Source organism: Candidatus Nucleicultrix amoebiphila FS5 (assembly GCF_002117145.1).
Lineage (GTDB): Bacteria > Pseudomonadota > Alphaproteobacteria > Caedimonadales > Nucleicultricaceae > Nucleicultrix > Nucleicultrix amoebiphila.
Genome location: NZ_CP008743.1, coordinates 528,095 through 549,144, shown reverse-complemented (window position 1 = coordinate 549,144; position 21,050 = coordinate 528,095). Strand labels below are relative to the sequence as shown.

23 protein-coding genes are annotated in these 21,050 nt (G+C 38.5%); 12 read left to right on the top strand and 11 right to left on the bottom strand.

The window, feature by feature from the left end; genetic code table 11:
- The first annotated feature begins 68 nt into the window (after window positions 1-68).
- From GQ61_RS02610 to GQ61_RS02600, 3 genes are all read left to right on the top strand, one after another.
- The gene (locus tag GQ61_RS02610; RefSeq protein ID WP_157111121.1) at window positions 69-533 is read left to right on the top strand and encodes a hypothetical protein; all 465 of its coding nucleotides are present in this window, start codon (window positions 69-71) and stop codon (window positions 531-533) included.
- Complete coding sequence (locus tag GQ61_RS02605) at window positions 530-856, top strand: hypothetical protein (RefSeq protein ID WP_085783804.1); 327 nt, start codon at window positions 530-532, stop codon at window positions 854-856. Before GQ61_RS02610 ends, GQ61_RS02605 begins: the two co-directional genes overlap by 4 nt.
- A 223-nt stretch (window positions 857-1,079) precedes the next feature.
- Window positions 1,080-2,525 (top strand): trypsin-like peptidase domain-containing protein, encoded by a 1,446-nt coding sequence (locus GQ61_RS02600; protein ID WP_085783803.1) that lies wholly within the window; start codon window positions 1,080-1,082, stop codon window positions 2,523-2,525.
- Between the two features lies 1 nt (window position 2,526).
- Here GQ61_RS02600 and GQ61_RS02595 read toward each other — a convergent pair whose 3' ends face one another.
- The 5 genes from GQ61_RS02595 to GQ61_RS02575 form a co-directional block, all read right to left on the bottom strand.
- Window positions 2,527-3,087 (bottom strand): hypothetical protein, encoded by a 561-nt coding sequence (locus GQ61_RS02595; protein ID WP_085783802.1) that lies wholly within the window; start codon window positions 3,085-3,087, stop codon window positions 2,527-2,529.
- A gap of 142 nt (window positions 3,088-3,229) precedes the next feature.
- Window positions 3,230-4,156, bottom strand: a complete 927-nt coding sequence (locus GQ61_RS02590; RefSeq protein WP_085783801.1) for a hypothetical protein — start codon at window positions 4,154-4,156, stop codon at window positions 3,230-3,232.
- A gap of 157 nt (window positions 4,157-4,313) precedes the next feature.
- Window positions 4,314-4,727 (bottom strand): hypothetical protein, encoded by a 414-nt coding sequence (locus GQ61_RS02585; RefSeq protein ID WP_085783800.1) that lies wholly within the window; start codon window positions 4,725-4,727, stop codon window positions 4,314-4,316.
- 184 nt (window positions 4,728-4,911) lie between these two features.
- On the bottom strand, window positions 4,912-5,598 hold the full coding sequence (locus GQ61_RS02580) for an MlaC/ttg2D family ABC transporter substrate-binding protein (protein ID WP_198157381.1): 687 nt from the start codon (window positions 5,596-5,598) through the stop codon (window positions 4,912-4,914).
- 1 nt (window position 5,599) lies between these two features.
- Window positions 5,600-6,454: an MlaA family lipoprotein gene (locus GQ61_RS02575; protein ID WP_085783798.1), complete on the bottom strand. Its 855-nt coding sequence runs from the start codon at window positions 6,452-6,454 to the stop codon at window positions 5,600-5,602.
- A gap of 154 nt (window positions 6,455-6,608) precedes the next feature.
- Between GQ61_RS02575 and GQ61_RS02570 the strand changes: the two genes are divergently transcribed.
- The 4 genes from GQ61_RS02570 (at window position 6,609) to GQ61_RS02555 (ending at window position 12,037) form a co-directional block, all read left to right on the top strand.
- On the top strand, window positions 6,609-7,247 hold the full coding sequence (locus GQ61_RS02570; RefSeq protein ID WP_085783797.1) for a thioredoxin domain-containing protein: 639 nt from the start codon (window positions 6,609-6,611) through the stop codon (window positions 7,245-7,247).
- Between the two features lie 19 nt (window positions 7,248-7,266).
- The gene (locus tag GQ61_RS02565; RefSeq protein ID WP_085783796.1) at window positions 7,267-9,021 is read left to right on the top strand and encodes an ATP-binding cassette domain-containing protein; all 1,755 of its coding nucleotides are present in this window, start codon (window positions 7,267-7,269) and stop codon (window positions 9,019-9,021) included.
- 254 nt (window positions 9,022-9,275) lie between these two features.
- Window positions 9,276-10,532 carry an Rpn family recombination-promoting nuclease/putative transposase gene (locus GQ61_RS02560; RefSeq protein WP_085783795.1) on the top strand — a complete coding sequence of 419 codons (1,257 nt, stop codon included), beginning with the start codon at window positions 9,276-9,278 and terminating at the stop codon, window positions 10,530-10,532.
- 215 nt (window positions 10,533-10,747) lie between these two features.
- Window positions 10,748-12,037 carry an Rpn family recombination-promoting nuclease/putative transposase gene (locus GQ61_RS02555; protein ID WP_085783794.1) on the top strand — a complete coding sequence of 430 codons (1,290 nt, stop codon included), beginning with the start codon at window positions 10,748-10,750 and terminating at the stop codon, window positions 12,035-12,037.
- A gap of 242 nt (window positions 12,038-12,279) precedes the next feature.
- On the opposite strand, the gene GQ61_RS02550 is transcribed toward GQ61_RS02555, so the two are convergent.
- The 3 genes from GQ61_RS02550 to GQ61_RS02540 are packed head-to-tail and all read right to left on the bottom strand — an operon-like array spanning window position 12,280 to window position 13,403.
- Window positions 12,280-12,576 carry a flagellar hook-basal body complex protein FliE gene (locus GQ61_RS02550; protein WP_085783793.1) on the bottom strand — a complete coding sequence of 99 codons (297 nt, stop codon included), beginning with the start codon at window positions 12,574-12,576 and terminating at the stop codon, window positions 12,280-12,282.
- A gap of 19 nt (window positions 12,577-12,595) precedes the next feature.
- The gene (locus GQ61_RS02545) at window positions 12,596-12,994 is read right to left on the bottom strand and encodes a flagellar basal body rod protein FlgC (protein WP_085783792.1); all 399 of its coding nucleotides are present in this window, start codon (window positions 12,992-12,994) and stop codon (window positions 12,596-12,598) included.
- A gap of 13 nt (window positions 12,995-13,007) precedes the next feature.
- Window positions 13,008-13,403, bottom strand: a complete 396-nt coding sequence (locus tag GQ61_RS02540; RefSeq protein WP_085783791.1) for a flagellar basal body rod protein FlgB — start codon at window positions 13,401-13,403, stop codon at window positions 13,008-13,010.
- A 107-nt stretch (window positions 13,404-13,510) separates the two neighbouring features.
- On the opposite strand from GQ61_RS02540, the gene csrA reads away from it, so the two are divergent.
- The 4 genes from csrA to fliP are packed head-to-tail and all read left to right on the top strand — an operon-like array spanning window position 13,511 to window position 15,135.
- Window positions 13,511-13,723 (top strand): carbon storage regulator CsrA, encoded by a 213-nt coding sequence (gene csrA / locus GQ61_RS02535; protein WP_085783790.1) that lies wholly within the window; start codon window positions 13,511-13,513, stop codon window positions 13,721-13,723.
- The gene (locus GQ61_RS02530; RefSeq protein WP_085783789.1) at window positions 13,720-14,073 is read left to right on the top strand and encodes a hypothetical protein; all 354 of its coding nucleotides are present in this window, start codon (window positions 13,720-13,722) and stop codon (window positions 14,071-14,073) included. The genes csrA and GQ61_RS02530 overlap by 4 nt, the downstream gene beginning before the upstream one ends.
- Entirely contained in the window at window positions 14,066-14,341 is a 276-nt protein-coding gene (locus GQ61_RS02525; protein ID WP_085783788.1) for a flagellar biosynthetic protein FliO, read from the top strand. Before GQ61_RS02530 ends, GQ61_RS02525 begins: the two co-directional genes overlap by 8 nt.
- A gap of 11 nt (window positions 14,342-14,352) precedes the next feature.
- Window positions 14,353-15,135: a flagellar type III secretion system pore protein FliP gene (gene fliP, locus GQ61_RS02520; protein ID WP_085783787.1), complete on the top strand. Its 783-nt coding sequence runs from the start codon at window positions 14,353-14,355 to the stop codon at window positions 15,133-15,135.
- A 9-nt stretch (window positions 15,136-15,144) separates the two neighbouring features.
- Here fliP and GQ61_RS02515 read toward each other — a convergent pair whose 3' ends face one another.
- On the bottom strand, window positions 15,145-17,367 hold the full coding sequence (locus GQ61_RS02515; protein WP_157111120.1) for a tetratricopeptide repeat protein: 2,223 nt from the start codon (window positions 17,365-17,367) through the stop codon (window positions 15,145-15,147).
- Between the two features lie 158 nt (window positions 17,368-17,525).
- On the opposite strand from GQ61_RS02515, the gene GQ61_RS02510 reads away from it, so the two are divergent.
- Window positions 17,526-19,163 (top strand): electron transfer flavoprotein-ubiquinone oxidoreductase, encoded by a 1,638-nt coding sequence (locus tag GQ61_RS02510; protein ID WP_085783785.1) that lies wholly within the window; start codon window positions 17,526-17,528, stop codon window positions 19,161-19,163.
- Between the two features lie 19 nt (window positions 19,164-19,182).
- On the opposite strand, the gene GQ61_RS02505 is transcribed toward GQ61_RS02510, so the two are convergent.
- Both GQ61_RS02505 and GQ61_RS02500 read right to left on the bottom strand, forming a co-directional pair.
- Window positions 19,183-19,440, bottom strand: a complete 258-nt coding sequence (locus tag GQ61_RS02505) for a hypothetical protein (protein WP_085783784.1) — start codon at window positions 19,438-19,440, stop codon at window positions 19,183-19,185.
- A gap of 174 nt (window positions 19,441-19,614) precedes the next feature.
- Window positions 19,615-21,015 carry an MATE family efflux transporter gene (locus GQ61_RS02500; RefSeq protein WP_085783783.1) on the bottom strand — a complete coding sequence of 467 codons (1,401 nt, stop codon included), beginning with the start codon at window positions 21,013-21,015 and terminating at the stop codon, window positions 19,615-19,617.
- Window positions 21,016-21,050: the final 35 nt, after the last annotated feature.

Genomic DNA, 21,050 nt, shown 5'->3' with positions numbered 1-21,050 from the left:
ACCTAGATTCTAATGGGTATGTCGATTTTGAAAGGAACTTAAAAGCCATATCTTTGTTAAAGATGATTATGGATTCAATCATTTATAATAAAACCACTGCTAATCAATTCATGAAAACTGCCAATTCTTTTAGAAGCTTAGATCTTCTTTCAAATTTGATTTTGGCGCTTATTGGGGGCAATAAAAACCAAAAAAAAGAAACGGGTATTTTTGATAAATTCTTTGATTTAAAAGAGAAAAATCCGTTTCTGGGAGGCTATATTGGGAATTGCTTAGTAAATAAAATAGATGAAAGCATTAAAAATTATGAAAGCGATAGTTCTATTTTTAGAGCGTTCAGAAATCATTTTACGCACGGATCGTTTGAAAATATAAACCAAGAAAGATTTGACGCTCTCATGAATCATAAAGCTCTCCCCCCTTATGCGCTTAATCTCTTGCCTATGATCTGGTTGGCTATTTTAGGGGCTGATCCTAAAGAAGTTATTGAGTGGTTTAAGGGGGCAACCATCAGCAAAAGAGATATCAAATGAACTCTAAGAAAAAGGAAAACAGTAGACTTTGCGGCTGTATAGGTAAGAGAATACATGATTATGGTTTAGGTATAGGGAGTATCTTATTAGGCTTTGCAACATGTATCGCATTGTGGAACTCAGATAAAATTTTAGATACTGTGCTTATTATCCAAGATCAAGCTAAAGCTAAAGAAATTAAAGCAGCGGTAAATCATCTTGAAGCGCTTATCATAAGCAATACTTCTCAAGCGGTATTTAAAGAATGGAGTAATCTTCCAGATAATGAAGTGAGTCCAGAACTCTTAAAAAAAAATTATCCCTACAGCAAAAGAAGGGCTTAAGCCTGGAGCAGTTTATTTACCTGAACAAAACATTGATAGAGTATATGGAAAATTAATAGATAAAAAATTAGACAGTGTTCGAAAAATGAATTTTTTAAGTGATAATTTAGAAATAAAAAGAGCTGACTAATTTGTAGCAAAAAATAACCATCCTTCCTTGACAAAGTGTTTCATTTAAAGATACCTAACCCTAAAGCTTTAACAATTGGAATAGGACATAGTCATGCGAATTTTTAAGAGATTCTTCGTTCTGATGTTAATAATGGTTGGTGTTTCAGCCCAGGCCAGTTTTGATCAAAATCTTGTGCTTAACGTTAAGAAAAATGTCGTTAGCATTACGACACGCAAAAATATCTCAGCCTATAGCGATAATATTCAGAGTTTTGGAACAGGATTTATCGTTAACAAAGAAAAAGGTATCATTCTCACCAATAAGCATGTAGTGGGAGCCGCCTCTATTGCTTCTTATGAAGTATCTTTCTTTGATGGGACGGAAGTGGATGCGCAATTTGTATATGTAGATCCTTGGCATGATTTTGCTTTTATCAAAGTAAACCCAAAGCAAATTCCTGCGGGTACTCCTAAGCTTGTGATCGCTAAAGATGAAGCAGTCTTGGGTGAACCTATTTTTATTATTGGTAAAAATGCTAACCAAAATTACTCCCTCCAAACTGGCGAAATTAGCAGTATTTATGAAAGCATTGGGACATTGCCTAATCAATCCTATCGTATTAGCTTGAATGCTCGAGGAGGCGCCAGTGGTTCTCCCGTCGTGAATATGAAGGGTGAAGTTGTTGCCCTTATTCATTCTTCAGACTTTGATAATTTTGCGTTTGCTTTGCCCATGAGTTATGCGAACGATGCGCTTGTATCCCTTTTGCAAAAGAAACAACCGTCTCGAAAGCATACAGGCATGATTCTTGATTACTACTCTCTTGATCGCGCTGTGAAGTATTTCCACTTTCCCCAGGAAAAAGTCGATGCTTTTATGAAAAGCTACCCAGATTCATTTAATCGGGGGTTGCGTGTCCTTGAAATTTTTAAGGGATCCCCAGCGATGGATAAGCTTCAAGTGGGGGATATGATTTGGTCCATTGAAGGTGAAGAAATTGGTCCGAAGTTATATTTGCTTGAAAAGAAACTTAATGATCTTTCCAAAGATAAAGTCAAACTCAGCGTATATCGCGAAGGTAAATTGCTTGATGTGGAAGTAGGGCTTTATGACCTTTTTAAAACGCGTATTAAACGAATGGTTAGTTTTGGTGGCGCGGTATTTTATGAACGTGATGATTTTATTCGTAAGTTAACCAATGCACCTGAAAAATCTGTCTTTATTAGCAATATCAAAGAAGGGAGCAGTTTTTCCGGTCGCTTTCCTCCTATTCCTGGAGCCCAAAAGCTTTTCATCAAGATCTCAAGCTTTTCTGGAAAACCAGTTGAAACGCTGGACGATCTGATCAAGGTTATTCCTGAATTGATCAAAATGAAGAATTTTAATACGTCTTATAAAAATTATGGGGTTTATTTGGCCCATGACAATTTGCCAGTCTTTTCCCACAGTGAGACATGTCTGGAGGTTAGTTATAACGATATTGATGGAACGCCTATGGTCTATGACTATGACGATAGTACCGGCGCTTGGAAAGGAAAAGAAATACCCCTAAAATAGGTTATTTCTTAGGAAGCTGCTCAGCTGCAGGCTCTGGGGATGCAGGAGGCGCTACTGGAGGTGTTTGAGCTGGAGTAGGAGGTGCAGCGGTGGTTGCTGGTGCTGGTGGAGAGGGTGGCGTTGTTGGCTTTAAGGGGAGAGCTTTTGCAAAAGCCGAAGATTTTGGAAGTGGTTTTGGTTTATATTTAGCTAACTGCCCAACGATAGGGTGGAATTCACGTTGATAAATTTCGTGATAGCCTTTCAACGTTTGATCATCAATATCTCCGGGCCTATGCCCCATATCTTGAATAATTTGTTCTCCTTGGTGAATAAGGCCTAAGCGTCCTTCAATAGCTTCTTCACGTTTTTCAGAGGCCCCCTCGCTGTCTTCTTTACCAGTCGCTCCAGATTCTTCTGCGGCCTTATTTGCGTTCTTAAAGGTTTGAATAGCGTCTTTATAGGATTTTTTCAAAGTGGAATAATAGAGGCGATGAGCGAACGTCGTTCCTAAATAGGGTTCTTTGGCTAAGATTGGTGATGAAAAGATCAAAAAAGCTGTGAATAAAAAATAATAACGCATGGATCTCTTTATGGGCTGTTTTTACAATTTTTCCTTGGGGTAAGAATATAGATATTCAGGCGATTCATCAATTGCAGAAGAGAGAAGGACAGAAAATAAACAAGGAAAGTATTACGTTATACTTTCCTTGCTTTTCTAAATTTTAATGTCCATGCTCCCCCGAATGTGAAAGAGGATACTCTCCAGAACTTGAGAGATTATGCTCTTCATGGGGAATTTCCGTTGTCATAGCGAGGGGATTGGGCTTAGGGTTAAGAGCTTCCATCATATTTTCTAGTTCAGCCTTCATGGCTGGTACTGTGGCCATTTTATTGAACTTTGTAAATTCAATCGCAATAATTTTAATTTCTGGGACCTCTTTTGTTTGAGGAAGCGTTTTTGCGAGTTCGCCCATCGTAGAACTATATCCTGCAAGAGCAAACTTAACGCTATTGTCAATCAAAACAATGGTAGATATTTTTTTGTCCACTAAATTATGGAGTAGGTATTGTTCGATCGTTTTTGCTTTCCCTCCAGAAGCAAAGGTATAATCTTCAGGGGCAATGCCAACTTTACGCAGCATCTCTAATTTGTCATAGGTGGCTTTTAAGGCCGAGCAAACCCCAACATGGGCCCCGCCAAATTTTAGTGAAGTAATAAGAGGGATTATTGCGTCATCTAGCACCTCATAATGTGCAGCCCAACCTAAAGTATCTGTGGGGTTTAAGAGGCGTGCATCAGAATGTTCGGTAAGACCTAATTGTTCTTTTGCTTCTTTAAAGACAGGACCATACGTACGATACAAATCTGGACTTGCTAGAAGGTGATATGTCTTTCCAACCCATTGAGAAACCTTTGTTGCAATAGTTTCGTCAAAATCAAAGAAAAAAGCTGTTTCATGGAGATTAACGCCATGATGCGCCAAAATCCCTAGAACATTCGCCATCGAGTCAGTTGATTCATTAAGGACGGTGATTTTTTTATCTGTTTGATGGACTTCCGTGGAAGCAATCGCAGACTGTAAATTGAATGAGACTGGGGTCAAACAGAGGAGACCTACAGCCCAAAGTTTGTTAAAAAACTTACGCATTACTTTCTCCTGTATTGAAAACATCTAATAATAGTTATTATCAATAATATTGGTTAATATAATGCTAAATCTAAAAAATATAATTTTTTATATAAAACAACTATTATATAAAAAAGCCCTCTGGAGAGGGCTTTTTAAAGTTGCAAATACGAGAATTTTAGTGGCTTGAATTGCCAGGAAGAAAAGTAGCGGTCAATGGGGTAGAAGAGATATTTAATTTTACGTCTGTGACGAGACCAGATTGTACGAAATCATTCAAAGAGATGACTGCGTCACCAAAAGAAATCACGCCACTAAAGCGAACAAACTCACTGTCACCTACATAACGACTGAATGAAGGCACTTCTACTGAAGTAAAGTGAGCCAATGGCTTAAAAGAAACTTCGAGCGTTTGCTCCTCAAGAGGTTTTACAGAGTCCTGCGTCGACAAAAGACTTGTTTTGAAAGTGCCTTTAAAGTTTTTTTGTGCGTTTGCGACATATGCTTCACTATCTTGAAAAATATCAATTTTAGAAGCATTAACTGAAGTTGTAATAAATATCGCAGCTGTCAAAGAAAGTAGTTTATTCATAAGAAATCCTCATGTTGAAATATACTTAGGTCTAGAGGAATATAAATGAAAGTAATTATAAAATCAATATTTTTCCATTTTGGAATTATTTTGTAGGGTGTTGTTTTATAACTGTAAAATAAAATGTCCCTGATTTTCGTCAGGGACACACTAAAACACTACTGTTTTTTATTTAAAAGCTGTTTTATGAATTATTCACATTGGTGGAGTTATTCAGCTTTTTGTGAAAATCTTTATCACGCATAGACGTCAACAAAGCATCAATACTTCCATTGTTGTTTTGGATTGTGGAAGCATAGAGAGACCGTTGAGTGATGCTGAGACTCACGCCATTTACGATTAAATCATAAATTTTCATGCCATTTTTCGTATCAAAAACTTTCCAGTCAACGCTCAAGGGTTCTCCGCCTTTTGGTCGTACGATCTGAGATTGTACGATTTTTCCACCGTCTTTCGTTTCATGGGAAGAAAGAACGCTTAGTTTTTCGTTATTATAATTGTCAAATTGGGCTGAATAGTTTTCAACAAGGGCATCTTCAAACAATTTTAAGAATTCAGCTTTTTGTTCGTCATTCATTGTTCTCCAGTAGCGCGCCATGACAAATTTGCCAATGGATTTAATCTCAAAGACGCTTTTTAAAATTTGACGAAAGCGTTCCCGTCGGTCTTCCATAGGGGAATTCCGATCAACCAAAATACCAATGATTTGATTTCCTATATCGTTTACGAAAGTCTCATACGAATGACCTTTTTCACTGACGGAAGCTTCATTAGAATTTTCGTTTCCATTTTCTTTGTCTTGCGCCTTAACATCGTAGGTTGTTGTTAACAAAATAAGCGGTATAAAAAGAATTCTCAAAAATTTTGTCATCTTATTCCTCATCACTAGGTTTAGGAGATTCACGATCGACGATACCATTACTAATATTAAACTCACGATTTTGAATATAAAGTGTTTTAACCATTGCATAAGGGTCATTCGAACTATAGATAGTCTTTTCTATATCAAACCAATGAGTGCGCTTATCAATGAATTCAACACCATAACGTGCATAATTCCAGTTCCTATAGCCATGACGTCTCGCAATATAAGGGAATGGGTCGGCAAAGAAATCAACGACACGACCAATAAAATCTCTGGGATTTGAAGGGCCAATGATGGGGATCATCAAGAAAGGTCCACTGTCAACTCCTGCAACAGCGAGAGTTTGACCAAAATCTTCAAAGTGGTAATCGGCAATCATTTCCTTACCTGGATCAAAGACACCGAGCAACCCTATAGTAGAGTTTACACAAAAGCGTCCAAATGTCTCAAAAGCGCGTTCCGGTGCACCCTGCAGAAGATCATTAATAAAGACCACAGGAGAGGTAAGGTTAGTTAAAAAGTTATGAACGCCTTCCTGAATTTTTTCATGAACGGTTAGGTCATATATTTGGGCTGCAGGCTTCAAAAACATCCCGTCTATAGTTTCATTAAATTTAAAGATGCCTCTATTTAAATCCTCTAAGGGATCTTCGGTGCTTACCTCTCCAGGTCTTTTATCAGGACTTGCTATTGTTTTTTCTTTTGTGGAAGACTCTTTTTCAGGAGCAGGAGATTCCGAAACTGGACCGATTGATGTTTTGTTGTCTTGGAAAGGAACCGTTTCACAGCCCGTGAGATAAAGGTTTAATGCAGTGTTTCCAATGACCAAAAACGTTATAGTTTTTATTTTTATTATACTCATTTACCTTAATCCAAAGATTTTTGTTGAATTTAACGATAGAAGATGACTAAAAAATTAACAATAATAAGATTTGTAAAATTTGCATGAAAAAAGGTCAAGATCAAAGCTTGATAATTTACAAACCAAGAAATCCTAGATAAGATCCCGACTTAAGATGAGAGGAAAAAAAATTAATAAAAAATTCATGGGTGTTTTAGTAGGAATGCTCTTCCTTCTTTTGGGGGGAGGTCATTTTTTATACAAGCATTTTGAACAGCCAAAAGCTTTGGCAAATGTTGATTATTCACTATTATCTGATTTAGATATTGTCATGGGAGACGCAGAAGCCCCCATCACCATTATTGAATATTCTTCATTAACTTGTGGTCATTGTGCTCATTTTCATAATGAAGTGTTACCAAAAATTAAACGGAGATTTATCGATACAGGAAAAGTGCGTTTTATTTTTAAGCATTTTCCCTTGGATCAGAGAGCTATTGATGCTGCGGTGGTCTTAAGCCAAGTACCAAAATTGCGACAAGCTCAAACGCTTGCACGCCTTTTTGAGAGACAAAATCATTGGATAAGCGATCAAGGGCATAGGGCCTTATCAGAAATTTGCCAGCTCGATCCTCAAAAGTGTTTACAATTTATCAAAAATCAAGAAAAAGTAGACGCTTTTCTAAAGTCGCGCCTTGAGGCTGAGAAAATGATGAATATTAATGCAACACCTACATTTATTGTTCAGGGCAAGGTTATTCCATATGCTCCGACTTATGAGGAGATTGAAAGATTAATCGAACCAAATTTCTAAGCTTTTTCATGGGTTTAATGTGACAACATCTCCTAAAGATAATCTTAAAAACCTCAAATATACGTGGCATTATCTAAAGCCTTATGGGTGGGAGTTGGTGCGGGCGTTATGTGCTCTCAGCGTCGCTGCTGTTATTATTCTAGGACTTGGCCAAGTCGTACGCGTTCTCATTGATCAAAATCTTCATTCTCCTAATTCCAGCCTCTTTACGCGCTCTATCATAGTGTTTGCTTTTTTAAGTATCGTTTTAGCATTAGCGACGTATGTTAGAACTTCGACAACTGCTTGGATGGCTGAAAGAGTTGTATCTGATTTAAAAGCAAAACTCTTTAATCATCTTTTAACTATGGATCTCATTTTCTATGAAAAGCAAAGGCTTGGAGATTTGTTGGCACGACTCAATGGTGATGCAACCCTGATTCGTACAGTTGTTGCTGCGTCAGGAGCCGTGGCGATTCGCAGTACAATTCAGCTTTTTGGTAGTTTAATTTTTCTTATTATTACCAGTCCTCGTTTACTGCTGGTTATTTTAGCGACGATCCCTGTTGTTCTTATTCCTATTTTTCTCATTGGACGATCTCTAAAAAATGTGAGTAAAGAATCTCAAGATCAATTGGGATTAGTGAATGCCTTTGAAGAAGAAAAGCTGATGGCTATTAAAGATGTGCAGATCTTACATGCTGAGGCAGAGACAGATAAAGCTCATAAAGCTCTTTTGCTAGAGAGCTTAGGATTCAGCAAAAGGCGTGTACACAAACGATCTCTCTTGATAGCTTCCGTCATTGGTTTGGCTTTTCTTGCTGTAGGGCTGGTCGCTTGGGTTGGCGCTAATGATGTGTATGCGGGAGCAATGACAGCAGGGGAATTAGCTGCCTTTATTTTCTATGCCATTGTGGCGACTGGTTCTCTGAATTCCTTAGCTGAAGTGATTGGAGATATTCAAGCTTCTTCTGGTGCTATGGAACGTATTTTATCAGTGATGGCGACATCCTCTCTTATTCGTGATCCAAAAGCACCACAAGTCATCCCCCCATCCTCTAAGGTGACTATTACTATTAAAAATTTGACATTTTTCTATCCTTCTCGTCCTGAAAAGCCAGCTTTGAAGGGAGTTAATTTACAAGTGATAGGCGGGCAACATATAGCGCTTGTAGGACCTTCAGGAGCAGGAAAGAGCACACTCTTTCAGTTGTTGTTGCGTTTTTATGATCCTCAACAAGGTTCTATAAACTTAAGCGGTATCCCCCTTGATCAGTTGAGTTTGGAAACTGTGCGCTCAAAAATTGGTATTGTTCCGCAGGATCCTGTGATTTTTAATGATACAGTGTTTAATAATATTTGGTTTGCTAATCCTAAGGCTTCTCGAAAGAGTGTTCTTGAAGCGGCTAAAGCTGCTTATGTCCATGAATTTTCTGAATCTCTTCCCCAAGGCTATGATACTGTGTTAGGGGAAAGAGGCGTCAAATTATCGGGGGGGCAACGTCAGCGCATTGCTATTGCCCGCGCTCTATTGAAGTCTCCTCAAATACTCTTGCTTGATGAAGCGACAAACGCTTTAGATGCTCTGAAAGAACATTATGTCCAAATGGCCATTGAAGAATTAATGAAAGACAGAACAACAATCATTGCGGCTCACCGTCTCACGACAGTTAAAAAAGCTGATAACATTATTGTTTTGGATCGGGGAGAGATTGTGGCAACGGGGCAGCATGAAGCTCTTGTCAAAGCCAAAGGCCTTTATTATGACCTGGCTCAAAAACAGCTGATAGCTTAAGGTACTCTTCTTTCTCATAAGTGGGATCTTTCCTTTCTCCGTCATCAAAGCACCTATCTCTTCCTCTATCCTCCCGGTCATCACGAGTGTAGCGACGTGATCTCCTCGGATTTCGCGATGATACTTCACGCCCGGAGTCATAGGCACATAACTGACAAAAACTTGACATATTGATAAATATAGATAGAGTGTTCTAAATAAATCATAAAAATCATGCGGGCGTTGTGTCATTAAAAAGAACAGGAGAGAGTTCCATGGGTCTGCAATATGTGCGTCCAAAATTTATCGCAGTCGTAGTATGTTGCTTAGTTGGGGGGATTATTGGCGAAAGCCACGGGTCGTTCTTGATGAAAGACCTGGTCGATGGCATGAAGGGGCTTACGCTTCGAAGCAAGCCTCTCCTTCCAAAAATCCAGCGTCGGTCTTTTGCAACAAGTCCTAAGCTGTTTAAGGCGTCGGAGCCCTGGATACAAAGTGCAAAACAGGTTTTTGGGCGCCCCACCTATGATGCCACCGTTAAAAAGGTCTTGGCCAATGATGAGGCTCGCCTTGATTTTATTCGAACTTTTGCCAAGCTACCGGATGTTGTGTCGACGCAACCCCTGGATGTGTCCTTAAATCCAATCCGTCGCATAACGAATCTTAAGGAACTTTTTAAAGCCAAAGGAATGGTTGAGTATATGGAGAATGTACAACAACAGCCAAGCCAACATAAAGTTATGTGTGATAACAACATGTCCATTTTAGGATCAACGTTTTTGTGGGGAGTTGCGGCCCACTATGGGGATCTCTTAAGTTTGTTACCCATGGAAAGGGACTCTGATGTGGATATCTTGTGTCGCTTGTCGACGGATGAGTATGTTTTGGTTGAAGTCCAAGTCAAGAAACAGAACTATTGGGACAAGAGAGCCCTGGCCTATGCTAGCGCTATTTACGGCAATCAATTACGGGAAGGGCAGGAGTGGGAGGATCTTAAAAAGTTGGTTTGTATCAATGTCCTGGGAGGCGGGCCAGATAACGTACGATTTTGGCCTCAGGGTGCGCACTTTATGCGCCATTACATCATACAAGATCAAAAGGATCCGCAAAATGTCATTCCTGAATTACAGTTGATTCAATATTCCTTGGAGAATGTGAAAGGCGATGAGGAAGAACTTCAACAGAACAAAAATCTGAAGGATTGGCTCGATTATTTTAAAAATGCTCAGGACATGAAAGAAATCCCCTCAGGCATCAGTACCGGTCTCCATAAGGCCTATGAGTTAAGCATGCGTAAGGATTTCTCTGCGAAGGAACGGGCGCTCCAGGACGAGCAGGATAACAACTTTTCCCGCTACTCTCACCACATAGATTCTATGAAAATGGAAGCCCTGGAAGAGGGTATAGAAAAAGGTAAGACTGAATCAGCCATGAATTTGTTAGCGATGGGGATAGAGGTAGAAAAAATCGCAAAAGCTACAGGATTGAGCGAAGAAAAAATCCTGTCTCTTAAGACAGAGAAGAGTACTTAAGCGTGAGAATTCTAAATCAGCTTTTGACCACTATGGATGGCTGCGACACCACCGGATAGATTTTGGTAAGCGACGTTTTGATAGCCAATAGCGGTCAGTCATGAGCAAATCCTAGGATAAAAACTTGACATTTTGATAAAAATAGATACTATGTTCTAAATAAATCAAAATAATCATGCGGGCGGTGTGTAACGTTTAGAACAGGAGAATGTTCCATGGGTCTGCAGTATGTGCGTCCAAAATTTATAGCAAGTGTCGTGGGTTTATTTATGATGAGTACTGGCGACAGCCAGGGGTCATTCTTGATTGAAGACTTGGTCCAAGGCGTTAGCCGTCTGTCTTTGAAACGTAAGACCGAACAAAGAACGTTTCCCAAGCAGCGTAAACATGAACCGACGATTTCTCTGGTTGGAGGGGCGTCGAGCCCTCTGAAAAAGAAAGTAAGACTCTTAAGTTGGCCGGATACACTCAACAATCGCTCTTTCCATGGTTCGTCAAAAGTATTATTGGCGAACACGGATGAGGTGATCTTTGAAGAAACCACGAAAGATCTTCCCATTACGGAAGTCCCCTTTATTAATCCCATGGATGATGTGGCGTTTAAAAATATTTTTACGAGCCCAGAAAATGAAAAAGTTGTGATCACCGTTCTTAATGAGATTTTACAACTCGAAGGGGACAATGCCATCGAGAGATTTGAAGTCTTACAAACCGAGAATCTTCCTCAAAAGGAAAAAGGCAAAAAATCTTTTATTGATGTGGTGTGTCGCGATCATAAGGGACGGTGTATATTGATTGAAATGCAACGGTCCCTGCAAGAAGCTTTTGATAAACGTCTCGTTTATTATGCGTCGGAGGCTTATACGGGGCAGCTTTTCAAGGGACAGAAATATGTGTCTTTGGACTCTGTCTATGCTATCGAGTTTACGGATTTCAATTTTTCCCCCCATAAGAAGAGTTATATCTCGCGTCACGCGATCCTTGACACCGAAACCCATGAGAACGATTTTAAAGGTCTGCATTTTATTGTCATTAATCTTAAAAAATTTGAACAAGAAAAAAGGAAAATCAATACCCCTATGGGAGAATTTCTTTATTTTCTCAAGAACTGGCGAAAAATTACAAAAGTTCCGGAAAACACCAAGATCCGACCTATCTACGAAGCCGTTGACCGACATGTGTTGTCCAGTGATGCTTTTTGGTCCTATGCAGATCGCTATTTTGAAGAAATGATTGCCGCTCAAACCTTAGAAACCTTACAAAGGAATACAGAAAATTTACAAAAGAATACAGAAAATTTACAAAAGAATATAGAAAACTTACAAAAGAATATGAAAGAAGGCAAAGAAGAAGGCGTAAAAGAAGGTATAGAAAAAGGGAAAAAGGAAGGAATAAAGGAGGCCAGTCTTGAGATTGCGAAAAGATTGCTCAAAAAAAATCTCTCTTCAGAAGAGGTTGCAGCGACCACAGATCTTTCTTTAGAAGATATCAAAACGCTTCAGTAAGGGAGAACAAAAAGACCTGGCTCAAAGAGAGCTAGGGGCCTTTTTATTGAGGAGTTTTACAAGAGATCGCCAGCAAAGTATGTGTAGAAACTATTCAAGCATGTACTGGCCTTATGGAAGAGGAGATTCAAAAACTGGGATAAGCTTAGAACAGGTGTCTGTGGTTCATACCAAATCTTGAACAGCTGCAGTCGACGATCCTATGGATTTTGGCCTTATTTGATTTCTTTGACGAAAGATCGTTACATATTTGAACGATTCAGTTCTTGAATACTTTGAATGACTTTATCCCAGACAGTTTTGAACTCGAGAAGGTTTTTTTCAGCTTGCGTCATGGCTTCCATAACGTCAATGGAAGAGGCTTTATCATTGGCAGCATGAACCGTAATCTCTTCAGCTTTTTTAGAGGAATCAACTGCTTCCATAAGAAATTCTTTAAAAGGGGTCGATGTCGTTTCGCCAGAGTTTTCAGTTTTGAGGCTTTTTACATCCTGATAATTTGCAATTGCTGTTACTGGAGCAGTTTTAATTTCTGACATTTTTGTCCTTTCTTAAACTTTAGCGGCCACTGATCAAGCGAATAGTTTTATATTCGAGGTCCTTATCAACTTCAGTGATCTTCATGGCACGTGTTGCATCTTGTTTGGTTTCTTGCAAATTCATCATTTCCATTAGTGGATTGATATCAGGCATTTTTACATAGCCATTTCCATCGGCATTAGGATGACTAGGGTTATAGACCAAGTGCATTTTTTGTGAATTGCTCGTGACTTTCTGGACTTCTACCACTTGAACATTACTCTGTTTGTCGAGTTTTGATTTAAAAGTGATTTCTTTGGGGACGTAGTTAGCAGATTGTGAGTTTGCCATATTTTGAGAAATAACCTTCATGCGTTCATTGTTCGCCTTAAGAGCTTTGATCGCCATTTTTTTAACAGGAGAAATATTGTCCACCATATGTTACCCCAATCTACTTTCCTGAGCTTAAGATCATTTTATAACGATTTAAATTGGTTTGTAGAATATTGAGTGTTTTATAATAATCTGTTGCAGCCTGATCAAACTTTGCCATTTGCTCATGAGCATCAATTGAATTATTGGACAGGGATACCTGGGCCTGCACATGATGAGGTCCAACTGTCGTTGTATAATATCCTGAATTAGAGCCAAGGTGCTTATCGTTAGTTTTTTTCAACGTATGAGGGTCGTTGGGCGCTTCTTGGCCTGAGTGAAGAACACCTTTAAAATTGATAGTTTTTGTCTTTGCACCAGGCAGTGATGAACGTGTTATATTATCAGCCGCAACAATCTTTTGCTCTTCCAGCATTCTGAGTTTTGTACTGGTGACTTTAAAAACGTCAGCCATAAGGTTTCCTTATGATGTTAACATCTTTAAAAGTATTAAAAATTTGCATTAATAAAAAGTAAATTTTATGATAGTATAAATTAAAATTATAAAAATGTTAAATAACAATGCTTTGTATCACGCGAAAAATTGGCGAAACTGTTATTATAAACGACAAGATTAAAGTACATGTTCTTGAAGTGAAGGGAAAGTATGCCAAATTGGGATTTGAATTTCCTGATGATACATCCGTTCTTCGAAATGAACTCTATGAGCGTATCCGTCTCGAAAATCAAAATGCCGCTCAAAGCGTTAATCTAATTGATAAAATTCTCAAATGACCCATTCATTAACGTCAACAGACATTTCTAAAAAGATTAGCGATTTAAGAAATACTCTGGCTAACGTAATCAAAAATTTTCAAGAAACGGGAAGTATCAATGTCAAAGAGCTGAGCCAAGAAGTTGAAAATCTCAAAATGATTATTGAACAGGCTGGAAAGCACGCTGAATTTAAAACAGCCCTAGAGGAGTTAAAAATAGATTTTGATGCCTTTGGTGAGTTACTGACGGTACGATATGCTGCATTAAATCAAGAACTGAGTGGTCTTGCGCGTCAAAAACACGGTATTAAAAGTTATTTGCGGAATACTCCCATTGAAACATATCCAGGGGCGTTGGACGATGTTTAATGAAGTAATGCTTCAAGCTATTTTTGGCTTAGGGATCACCATTCTCATTATTTTTGCTGTAGCGTTTATTTTTAAGCGCTTTTTTGCACCCTTGACCATGAATAAATTTAAAAGCAAAAAAATAAAAGTTCTTGAAGCAACGATGCTTGATCCGCGGCACCGACTTTTTTTAGTGGAGTGGGAAGGTAAAGAGTATATGTTCCTTCTGGGAGGTCAGCAACCATTGCAAGTGGATGCCAAACTGTCATCACAGAAAAAAGCTGAATAAAGGCAGGAAAGATGCAAAAAAAGTTTCGTTTTATAAATCGTAAAAAAATTGTATTTATTCTTTTGAGTATTCTCCCTCTGTTCTTTTTTTTGTTGCTCAGTGCTAATGAAGGTTTTGCACAATCATTGACACTTGATTTTGGCAAGGGTGGGGGGTCGACGACGGCAAGGATGGTCCAACTTGTCTTTCTAATGTCTATCCTCAGTTTAGCACCTTCAATCCTTGTTATGTTGACGTCTTTTACGCGACTTATCGTTGTTCTATCCTTTTTAAGAAGTGCTTTGGGTATGCAACAATCACCGCCCAATACGGTTTTGGTAAGTCTTGCCCTCTTTCTTACAGGTTTTATTATGGCCCCTACTCTTCAAAAAGCTTACGAAGAGGGAGTCAAACCATATATGGAAGAGAAGATGAATGAAGAACAAGCTTTGGAAAAAACTATGGAGCCAATTAAAGGGTTTATGTTGACTCAAGTGCGTGAAAAGGATTTAGAACTTTTTCTGGATCTTTCAAAAATAGACGAATTGAAGTCTGTAGATCAAACGCCTTTAAGAGCTTTGATTCCTGCTTTTATGGTGAGCGAGCTGCGTCGCGCTTTTGAAATAGGCTTTCTTATTTTCCTTCCGTTTATCATTATCGATATGTTGGTTGCTTCCATTTTAATGTCCATGGGTATGATGATGCTGCCTCCCATGATGATTTCTCTTCCTTTTAAAGTAATCTTTTTTGTGATGATTGATGGTTGGAACCTGTTGGTTGGAAGTCTGGTGAAAAGTTTCTTTGCTGGTGGCTAAAGCATCAAATTAAGATGCTAAAGGTTTCAAAGGATGAATCAACATTTGGAATTCATTTTTATAATGACTTTTTTCCATCATAGAACCATATTTTTCCTCTAATCCTTTTAAGTCCTCAGTTTTTCCAAGGTTTGCCAAGCTGGTTGCATACTGCAAAATCATTCTTGGATTCAAAGGTTGGTTGTCTGGAGGGGTGGTAAGAAATTCATCAAGGAGCTTTTTGAGTTCTTCCCATTCTTTTTGTTGCCAAGCCAATTGGATTTGTAAGAGTTGTATTTGGTTGGAGTTCATACTTTTCATTAAAGCGCGCGCTTCATCAAATTTCTCAAGTTCGATTAAGATCTTTGCCTCAAGAAATGCTTTTCTTTTCTTTAGATCGTCATTCATATCATTTGATGAAATAGCTTTCAGTGTTTTTAAAGCTTCATCATCTTTTTCTTCCTCGCTCAGTACATTGGCGAGTTCTATAGTTAAAATATAATACAATGGCTCTTTAGGTTCTGTATTCTGTAATTGCAGCTTTAATAACTCTTCAGCTTTGGTGTAAACTTTCATATCGAGCATGACATCAATGATTTTGTGAGTAACTTCAATACTTCTAGGTTCAAAACCAGCAAACTGCCTATACGTGCTGAAAAAGGCGACAGCGTCTATTGGTGACTCTTTAAGTAATTGCTCAGTCTTATTCAAAAAACAGTTTCTGGCTTGTTCACGATAAATCTCAAGATTATAAAAATCAGGGTAATATTCGGACAAAGTACGCACTGATTTAATCACGGCCACGTCCTCTTTCTTTTCAAGATAGAGATGAATTAATCTTTCTAAAACTTCAACCTCAATAGAATCATAACGCCATTCGGTTTCTAAGTTTTCTAATACTTTTAAAAAATCGTCAGGATTTTTTTCAGGATCAAGAGTACCTAACGAAAGAATGGCAAGCGTTTTAATTTTTCGGTTATCATGGGATTCTTGAACATTTTTTAAATAAGCTATTGCGTTCTCTTTATCATCATTTAATAAAAGTTCTCGAGCCAAAAGATATTTATGATGAACAATTTGATCACGCGACAGTTCTTTTTGATTGATCAAATTTAAGAAAATTTGGGCGCTATAGCCAACTTCTAGTGATGAATGAGCTGCCATAAGAGCGAGAGTATTTTTGATTTTTGTTGGATAATTCTGGAAGTAGGCAAGAGATTGTGTGAATTTTTCAAAAGCCGATTTATAGAAACCTTGGGCACTTTCAGCATAGGCTAGCCAAAGCATCATTTCAGGTTCGGACATAAGGTCCATATCATCCAAGAGTGTTCTTGAGAGGCGTATTTTTTTACATAAAGCTAATAACATAGCTCTTAAAGGTGATTCTGCTTTTATAAGTTTTGCAACACCAAGTGCTTCTTCAATATTATGCGTATTAATAAAAAAATTTATGAGGTTGTGACGGGCTTTAAGAGGATCCGATGATTCATGAATTTTTCGTAATAAAAATTGACGATGATAAATCCAATCTTTCTCAGGAATAGGGGGAAGTTCAGATAAAAATGGAAACAACGCTGGGACAATAGCCTGATTACGTTGACGTTTGCGATCTTCATTTTTTGAGAGGATGAGTGCCCTGTTTTTTCCGCTTATACTTAATTTTTCATTTTGTATATTAATGTTAAGGATATCGTCCCCAGTATTAAGCACCAAACCTTGAAGAGATTCTATAATTGTAAAGTCAGTGAATTGACGCTCAATTTCTATCCCTTCTTGCTGGAGAGGAAAGACGTACAGATAATCATTTGCATCTGGGTCTTTGATCACGATAGGTTTAGTTTTATTGGGAAAACCAAAAATGAGGGTACCATTGTCATTGATTCCTTCATCCAAAGGTAAGATATGGGGATGATTTTGTGCAAAAGCAGAAAACTGAAGTGAAAAGGTATTTTTCCCTCTCAAGATAGCTGGAATATGGGATTCTTTAAGCTCTAATCTGATGATAGTGGCTTCTGGGTGTTCTATTACATGAGGCCTTCCAATGAGCTCATTTTTAAACTTTTTAGTGTGGAACAGATCGAGTTTAAAGACCTGATCAAAAACAATCCACAGCATTTTTCCTCTTTGAAAAACAGCAACATTGGGTAAAGAATCAAAAATAAAACTTAATTTGATATTATTTTCATCGGGAGCATCTACCCATATTTTCCGAGTTGGAATATCTCCTGCGCACGCTACTTCCAATGGAAGCATGCTATATAGCATTACGAAAAAAATGCAGAAAAATATTTTTGACATCACTTCCACTGTAATCTTAAGTTGCAAACTCTTTTATTTATCCTTTAAATTTAATAAAAGTTTGTGAAAACGTAAAACGTAAAAAGATATTATAAGAAATTGGGAAGGCCCTTATGTCAGATTCGCTACAGTATGATGTTGTTATCGTGGGGGCAGGTCCGTCTGGATTGTCTTCTGCTATTCGTCTCAAGCAATTATGCCAAGAGCAGGGCAAAAATCTCTCTGTTTGCATTCTTGAAAAAGGATCTGAGGTTGGTGCCCATATTTTATCGGGAGCTGTCATTGATCCAAAAGCGTTAAATGAATTGATCCCTGATTGGAAAGAGCAAGGCGCACCTTTAAATATACAGGCACAAAAAGATAAGTTTTTATTTTTAACGAAGAGACGTGCTTTTCGTCTTCCCACGCCTCCACAAATGAAAAATCACGGTAACTACGTGATTAGCTTAGGAAATCTATGTCGTTGGTTGGCGCAAAAGGCTGAAGGGCTAGGTGTAGAAATTTACCCAGGATTTGCAGTTGCTAAGGCAATCTTTGATGATGATGATTGTGTGATTGGGGTTGAAACGACACCGATGGGGTTGGATGCAGAAGGAAAACCTACAGATCGATATCAAGAAGGGGTAAAAGTTTTTGCTCGTCACGTTCTACTCGCAGAGGGGTGTCATGGCTCTTTAAGTAAAGAAATTATGATTAAATATAACTTGCGGAAAGACGCTCAACCTCAAACCTACGGATTAGGCATCAAGGAATTGTGGGAAGTAAAACCTGAAAATCATCACCCGGGTTTCATTACACACACTATTGGTTGGCCCTTAGACCGTAAAACATATGGGGGTTCCTTTATCTACCATCTTGAAAACAATCAGATCTCTATAGGCTTTGTTGTGGGATTAGATTATCAGAATCCCTACATGAGTCCTTATGAAGAGTTTCAACGTTTTAAACAGCATCCTGCGATTAGAAGTTTATTGGAAGGGGGAAAACGTATGGCTTATGGAGCACGTGCTTTAAATGAGGGAGGGTATCAATCCATTCCAAATTTGAGTTTTCCAGGGGGATCGCTTATCGGTTGTAGTGCTGGGTTTCTGAATGTTCCAAAGATTAAAGGTACTCATACAGCGATGAAGTCTGGAATGATTGCTGCAGAGACTGTTTTTGAATTTTTAAGTATGAACGGTAAAGCCAATAAGGTGCTTTTGGGTGAATTTGATGAACGTGTGAAAAAAAGTTGGATTAATAAAGAGCTCAAAAAAGTGCGTAACATTCGACCAGGTTTTCGTTGGGGGCTTTTGTCTGGGTTGATAAATGCGGCTTTAGAGACTTATCTCTTCAGGGGGGTAATGCCATGGACGCTAAAACACCATAAGGACAATGAGAGTTTGAAGTTGGCTAAGAATTCAAAGCCTATTGCCTATGCCAAACCCGATAATATTATCAGCTTTGATAGGCTTACTTCTGTATTTCAATCCAATACGAATCACCCAGAAAATCAACCGTGTCATCTTCATTTATCTGATCCTGAGCGAGCCATAAGTTGTAATCTCGCACTCTATGATTCTCCTGAACAACGCTATTGTCCTGCAGGTGTTTATGAAATTGTGCGGGATGGAGATAATCAAGCCCCACGATTACAAATTAATGCGCAAAATTGTGTCCATTGTAAAACTTGCGATATTAAGGATCCCACTCAAAACATTAACTGGGTTCCTCCTGAAGGGGGAGGGGGGCCTCGCTATCCAAATATGTAGATTCTGTGAGTCTCGTAATTTATTGCCGATAATCGTGTCTTTTTTGTTTACGAGGATACTTTTTATAGGATTTCTGCGCCTTCTGATGATAAAATTTTAAATCAATATGGAGCGGGAGTTTAGAGAGAGGACTCTTCTCTAAATGAAGCAACTGATCACGCGTATATTGAATCCTTGTTGGTGCGCCCTCTTCGACTATTTCTTCTTTAAAAAAAGAGGCCTCTAAAGGATAACTCAAGAAAAAGGTGGTTATTACCAATAAGAGAATATGTTTCATAAATCTAAACCTTAAAAATTGATCACCGAGATTAATTAAACGCAAGAGAAAAAGCTGTCAATAGAACAAAAAAAACCCTAGGATTTCCGGGTCAATATCCTAAAAAGCAAATTTTAAGATGGAAATCCTAGAGTCTTTCATAATTCCTTTTACTTTCAAAAGCTTAACAGAGTGTTAATGACCTGTAATATTATGTTGTTTCCAACGATCTCCTCGATAACGTATATACATCAGAATAACGTGAATAGCACCATAGACTGCGGTTATTGCCCAAGTTAATTGGGGAGTGCCAGAGGAAGAAACCACGAAAATATAAATTGGCAAAAGGGCAAAGACCCACACACCCGTTGTGCTTATCATCATGACATATTTTGTATCTCCGGCAGCTGTGAGCATGCCTGCCATTACCCATGCAAATCCGTCAAACACAATAAAAACCCAAACCCAAAACAGTGCAATTTTTGTCATCTCTCTTAATTCCACAAGATGACTCTTGATTGTAACCTCAGGTAAAAATAGCTCAATCAATAAATCGGGCATAACCAAGAGGGGAAGTGCTAAAATAACCATCATACTGAGATGGACTTGAAATGTTGAGTAGAGAGCTTTTGGAACAATTGACCATTGCTTGCCGCCAATTAGATTAGAGCCGATAGCAATAATCCCTTTTTGAATTCCATCATTGAGGAAAGCAAGAAGTATAAAAATACTTTGGCCAATGGAAACGATTGTTACATAGGCTTCTCCACGATGAGCCATCATATTTAAAAGAACAGACCAAGCGGCGATTTCAAGGACGTGACCAATAGTCGTTGGTAAGCCAATCTCAAGACATTTCAACAGAACTTTCCTATTAAAAGTCATCACGTGGGTATGATATTTTTCGCGGTACTTTTTCTTGCCGATAAAAATACTGAGAAGAACCGTTGCCTGAACTATTTGAGCTGTGACCATGGCATAAGCAGCTCCCATCAATCCAAAAGAAGGAATCCAGCCTTCAACACCAAAAACAAACAAATAGGCTAAAACAAGGTTAATCACATTGGCTAAAATTGTTGCGAACGTAACAATAGCCACGCGTCCAGTACCTATAAAAAATGATGCTACGGCCACCATAAGGGGCACGAGAGATGAAAAGAACATCAAGAAAGTGAAATAGGGGGCTCCCATAGATTCATATTCTTCAGGGATAAACCAAGTGTTGCCATAAATGGCCATGGGAATAAAAACGATCGAAAGTGATAAAGCAAACCAAATCATTTGCCAGACAGGTTCTGCAACGCGATCATATTGTTTAGCACCATTATGTTGCCCGACAAAAACTTCAGCAATCGAAGCGACACCGGAAGAACCATACTGAAAAATAGCACACGCCATCCAGGTTGTAGCCATTGTATTCATTGCTTCTGTTGAATAGCGGGCTAAAAGAAGTCGATCCAAAAAAAACATTAAATTTGTTGAAAGGGCCGTCATCATCATAGGGAAGGATATGACTAACACTTCTCTAAGACTGCCTGGGCGATACTTAGTCAACCCTTTAAAGGGCTGCGAGGTACTTGGGGAGAGGGAAGACATAATGATTCTCTAAGTTATTTTTTGTTGTCGTTTAA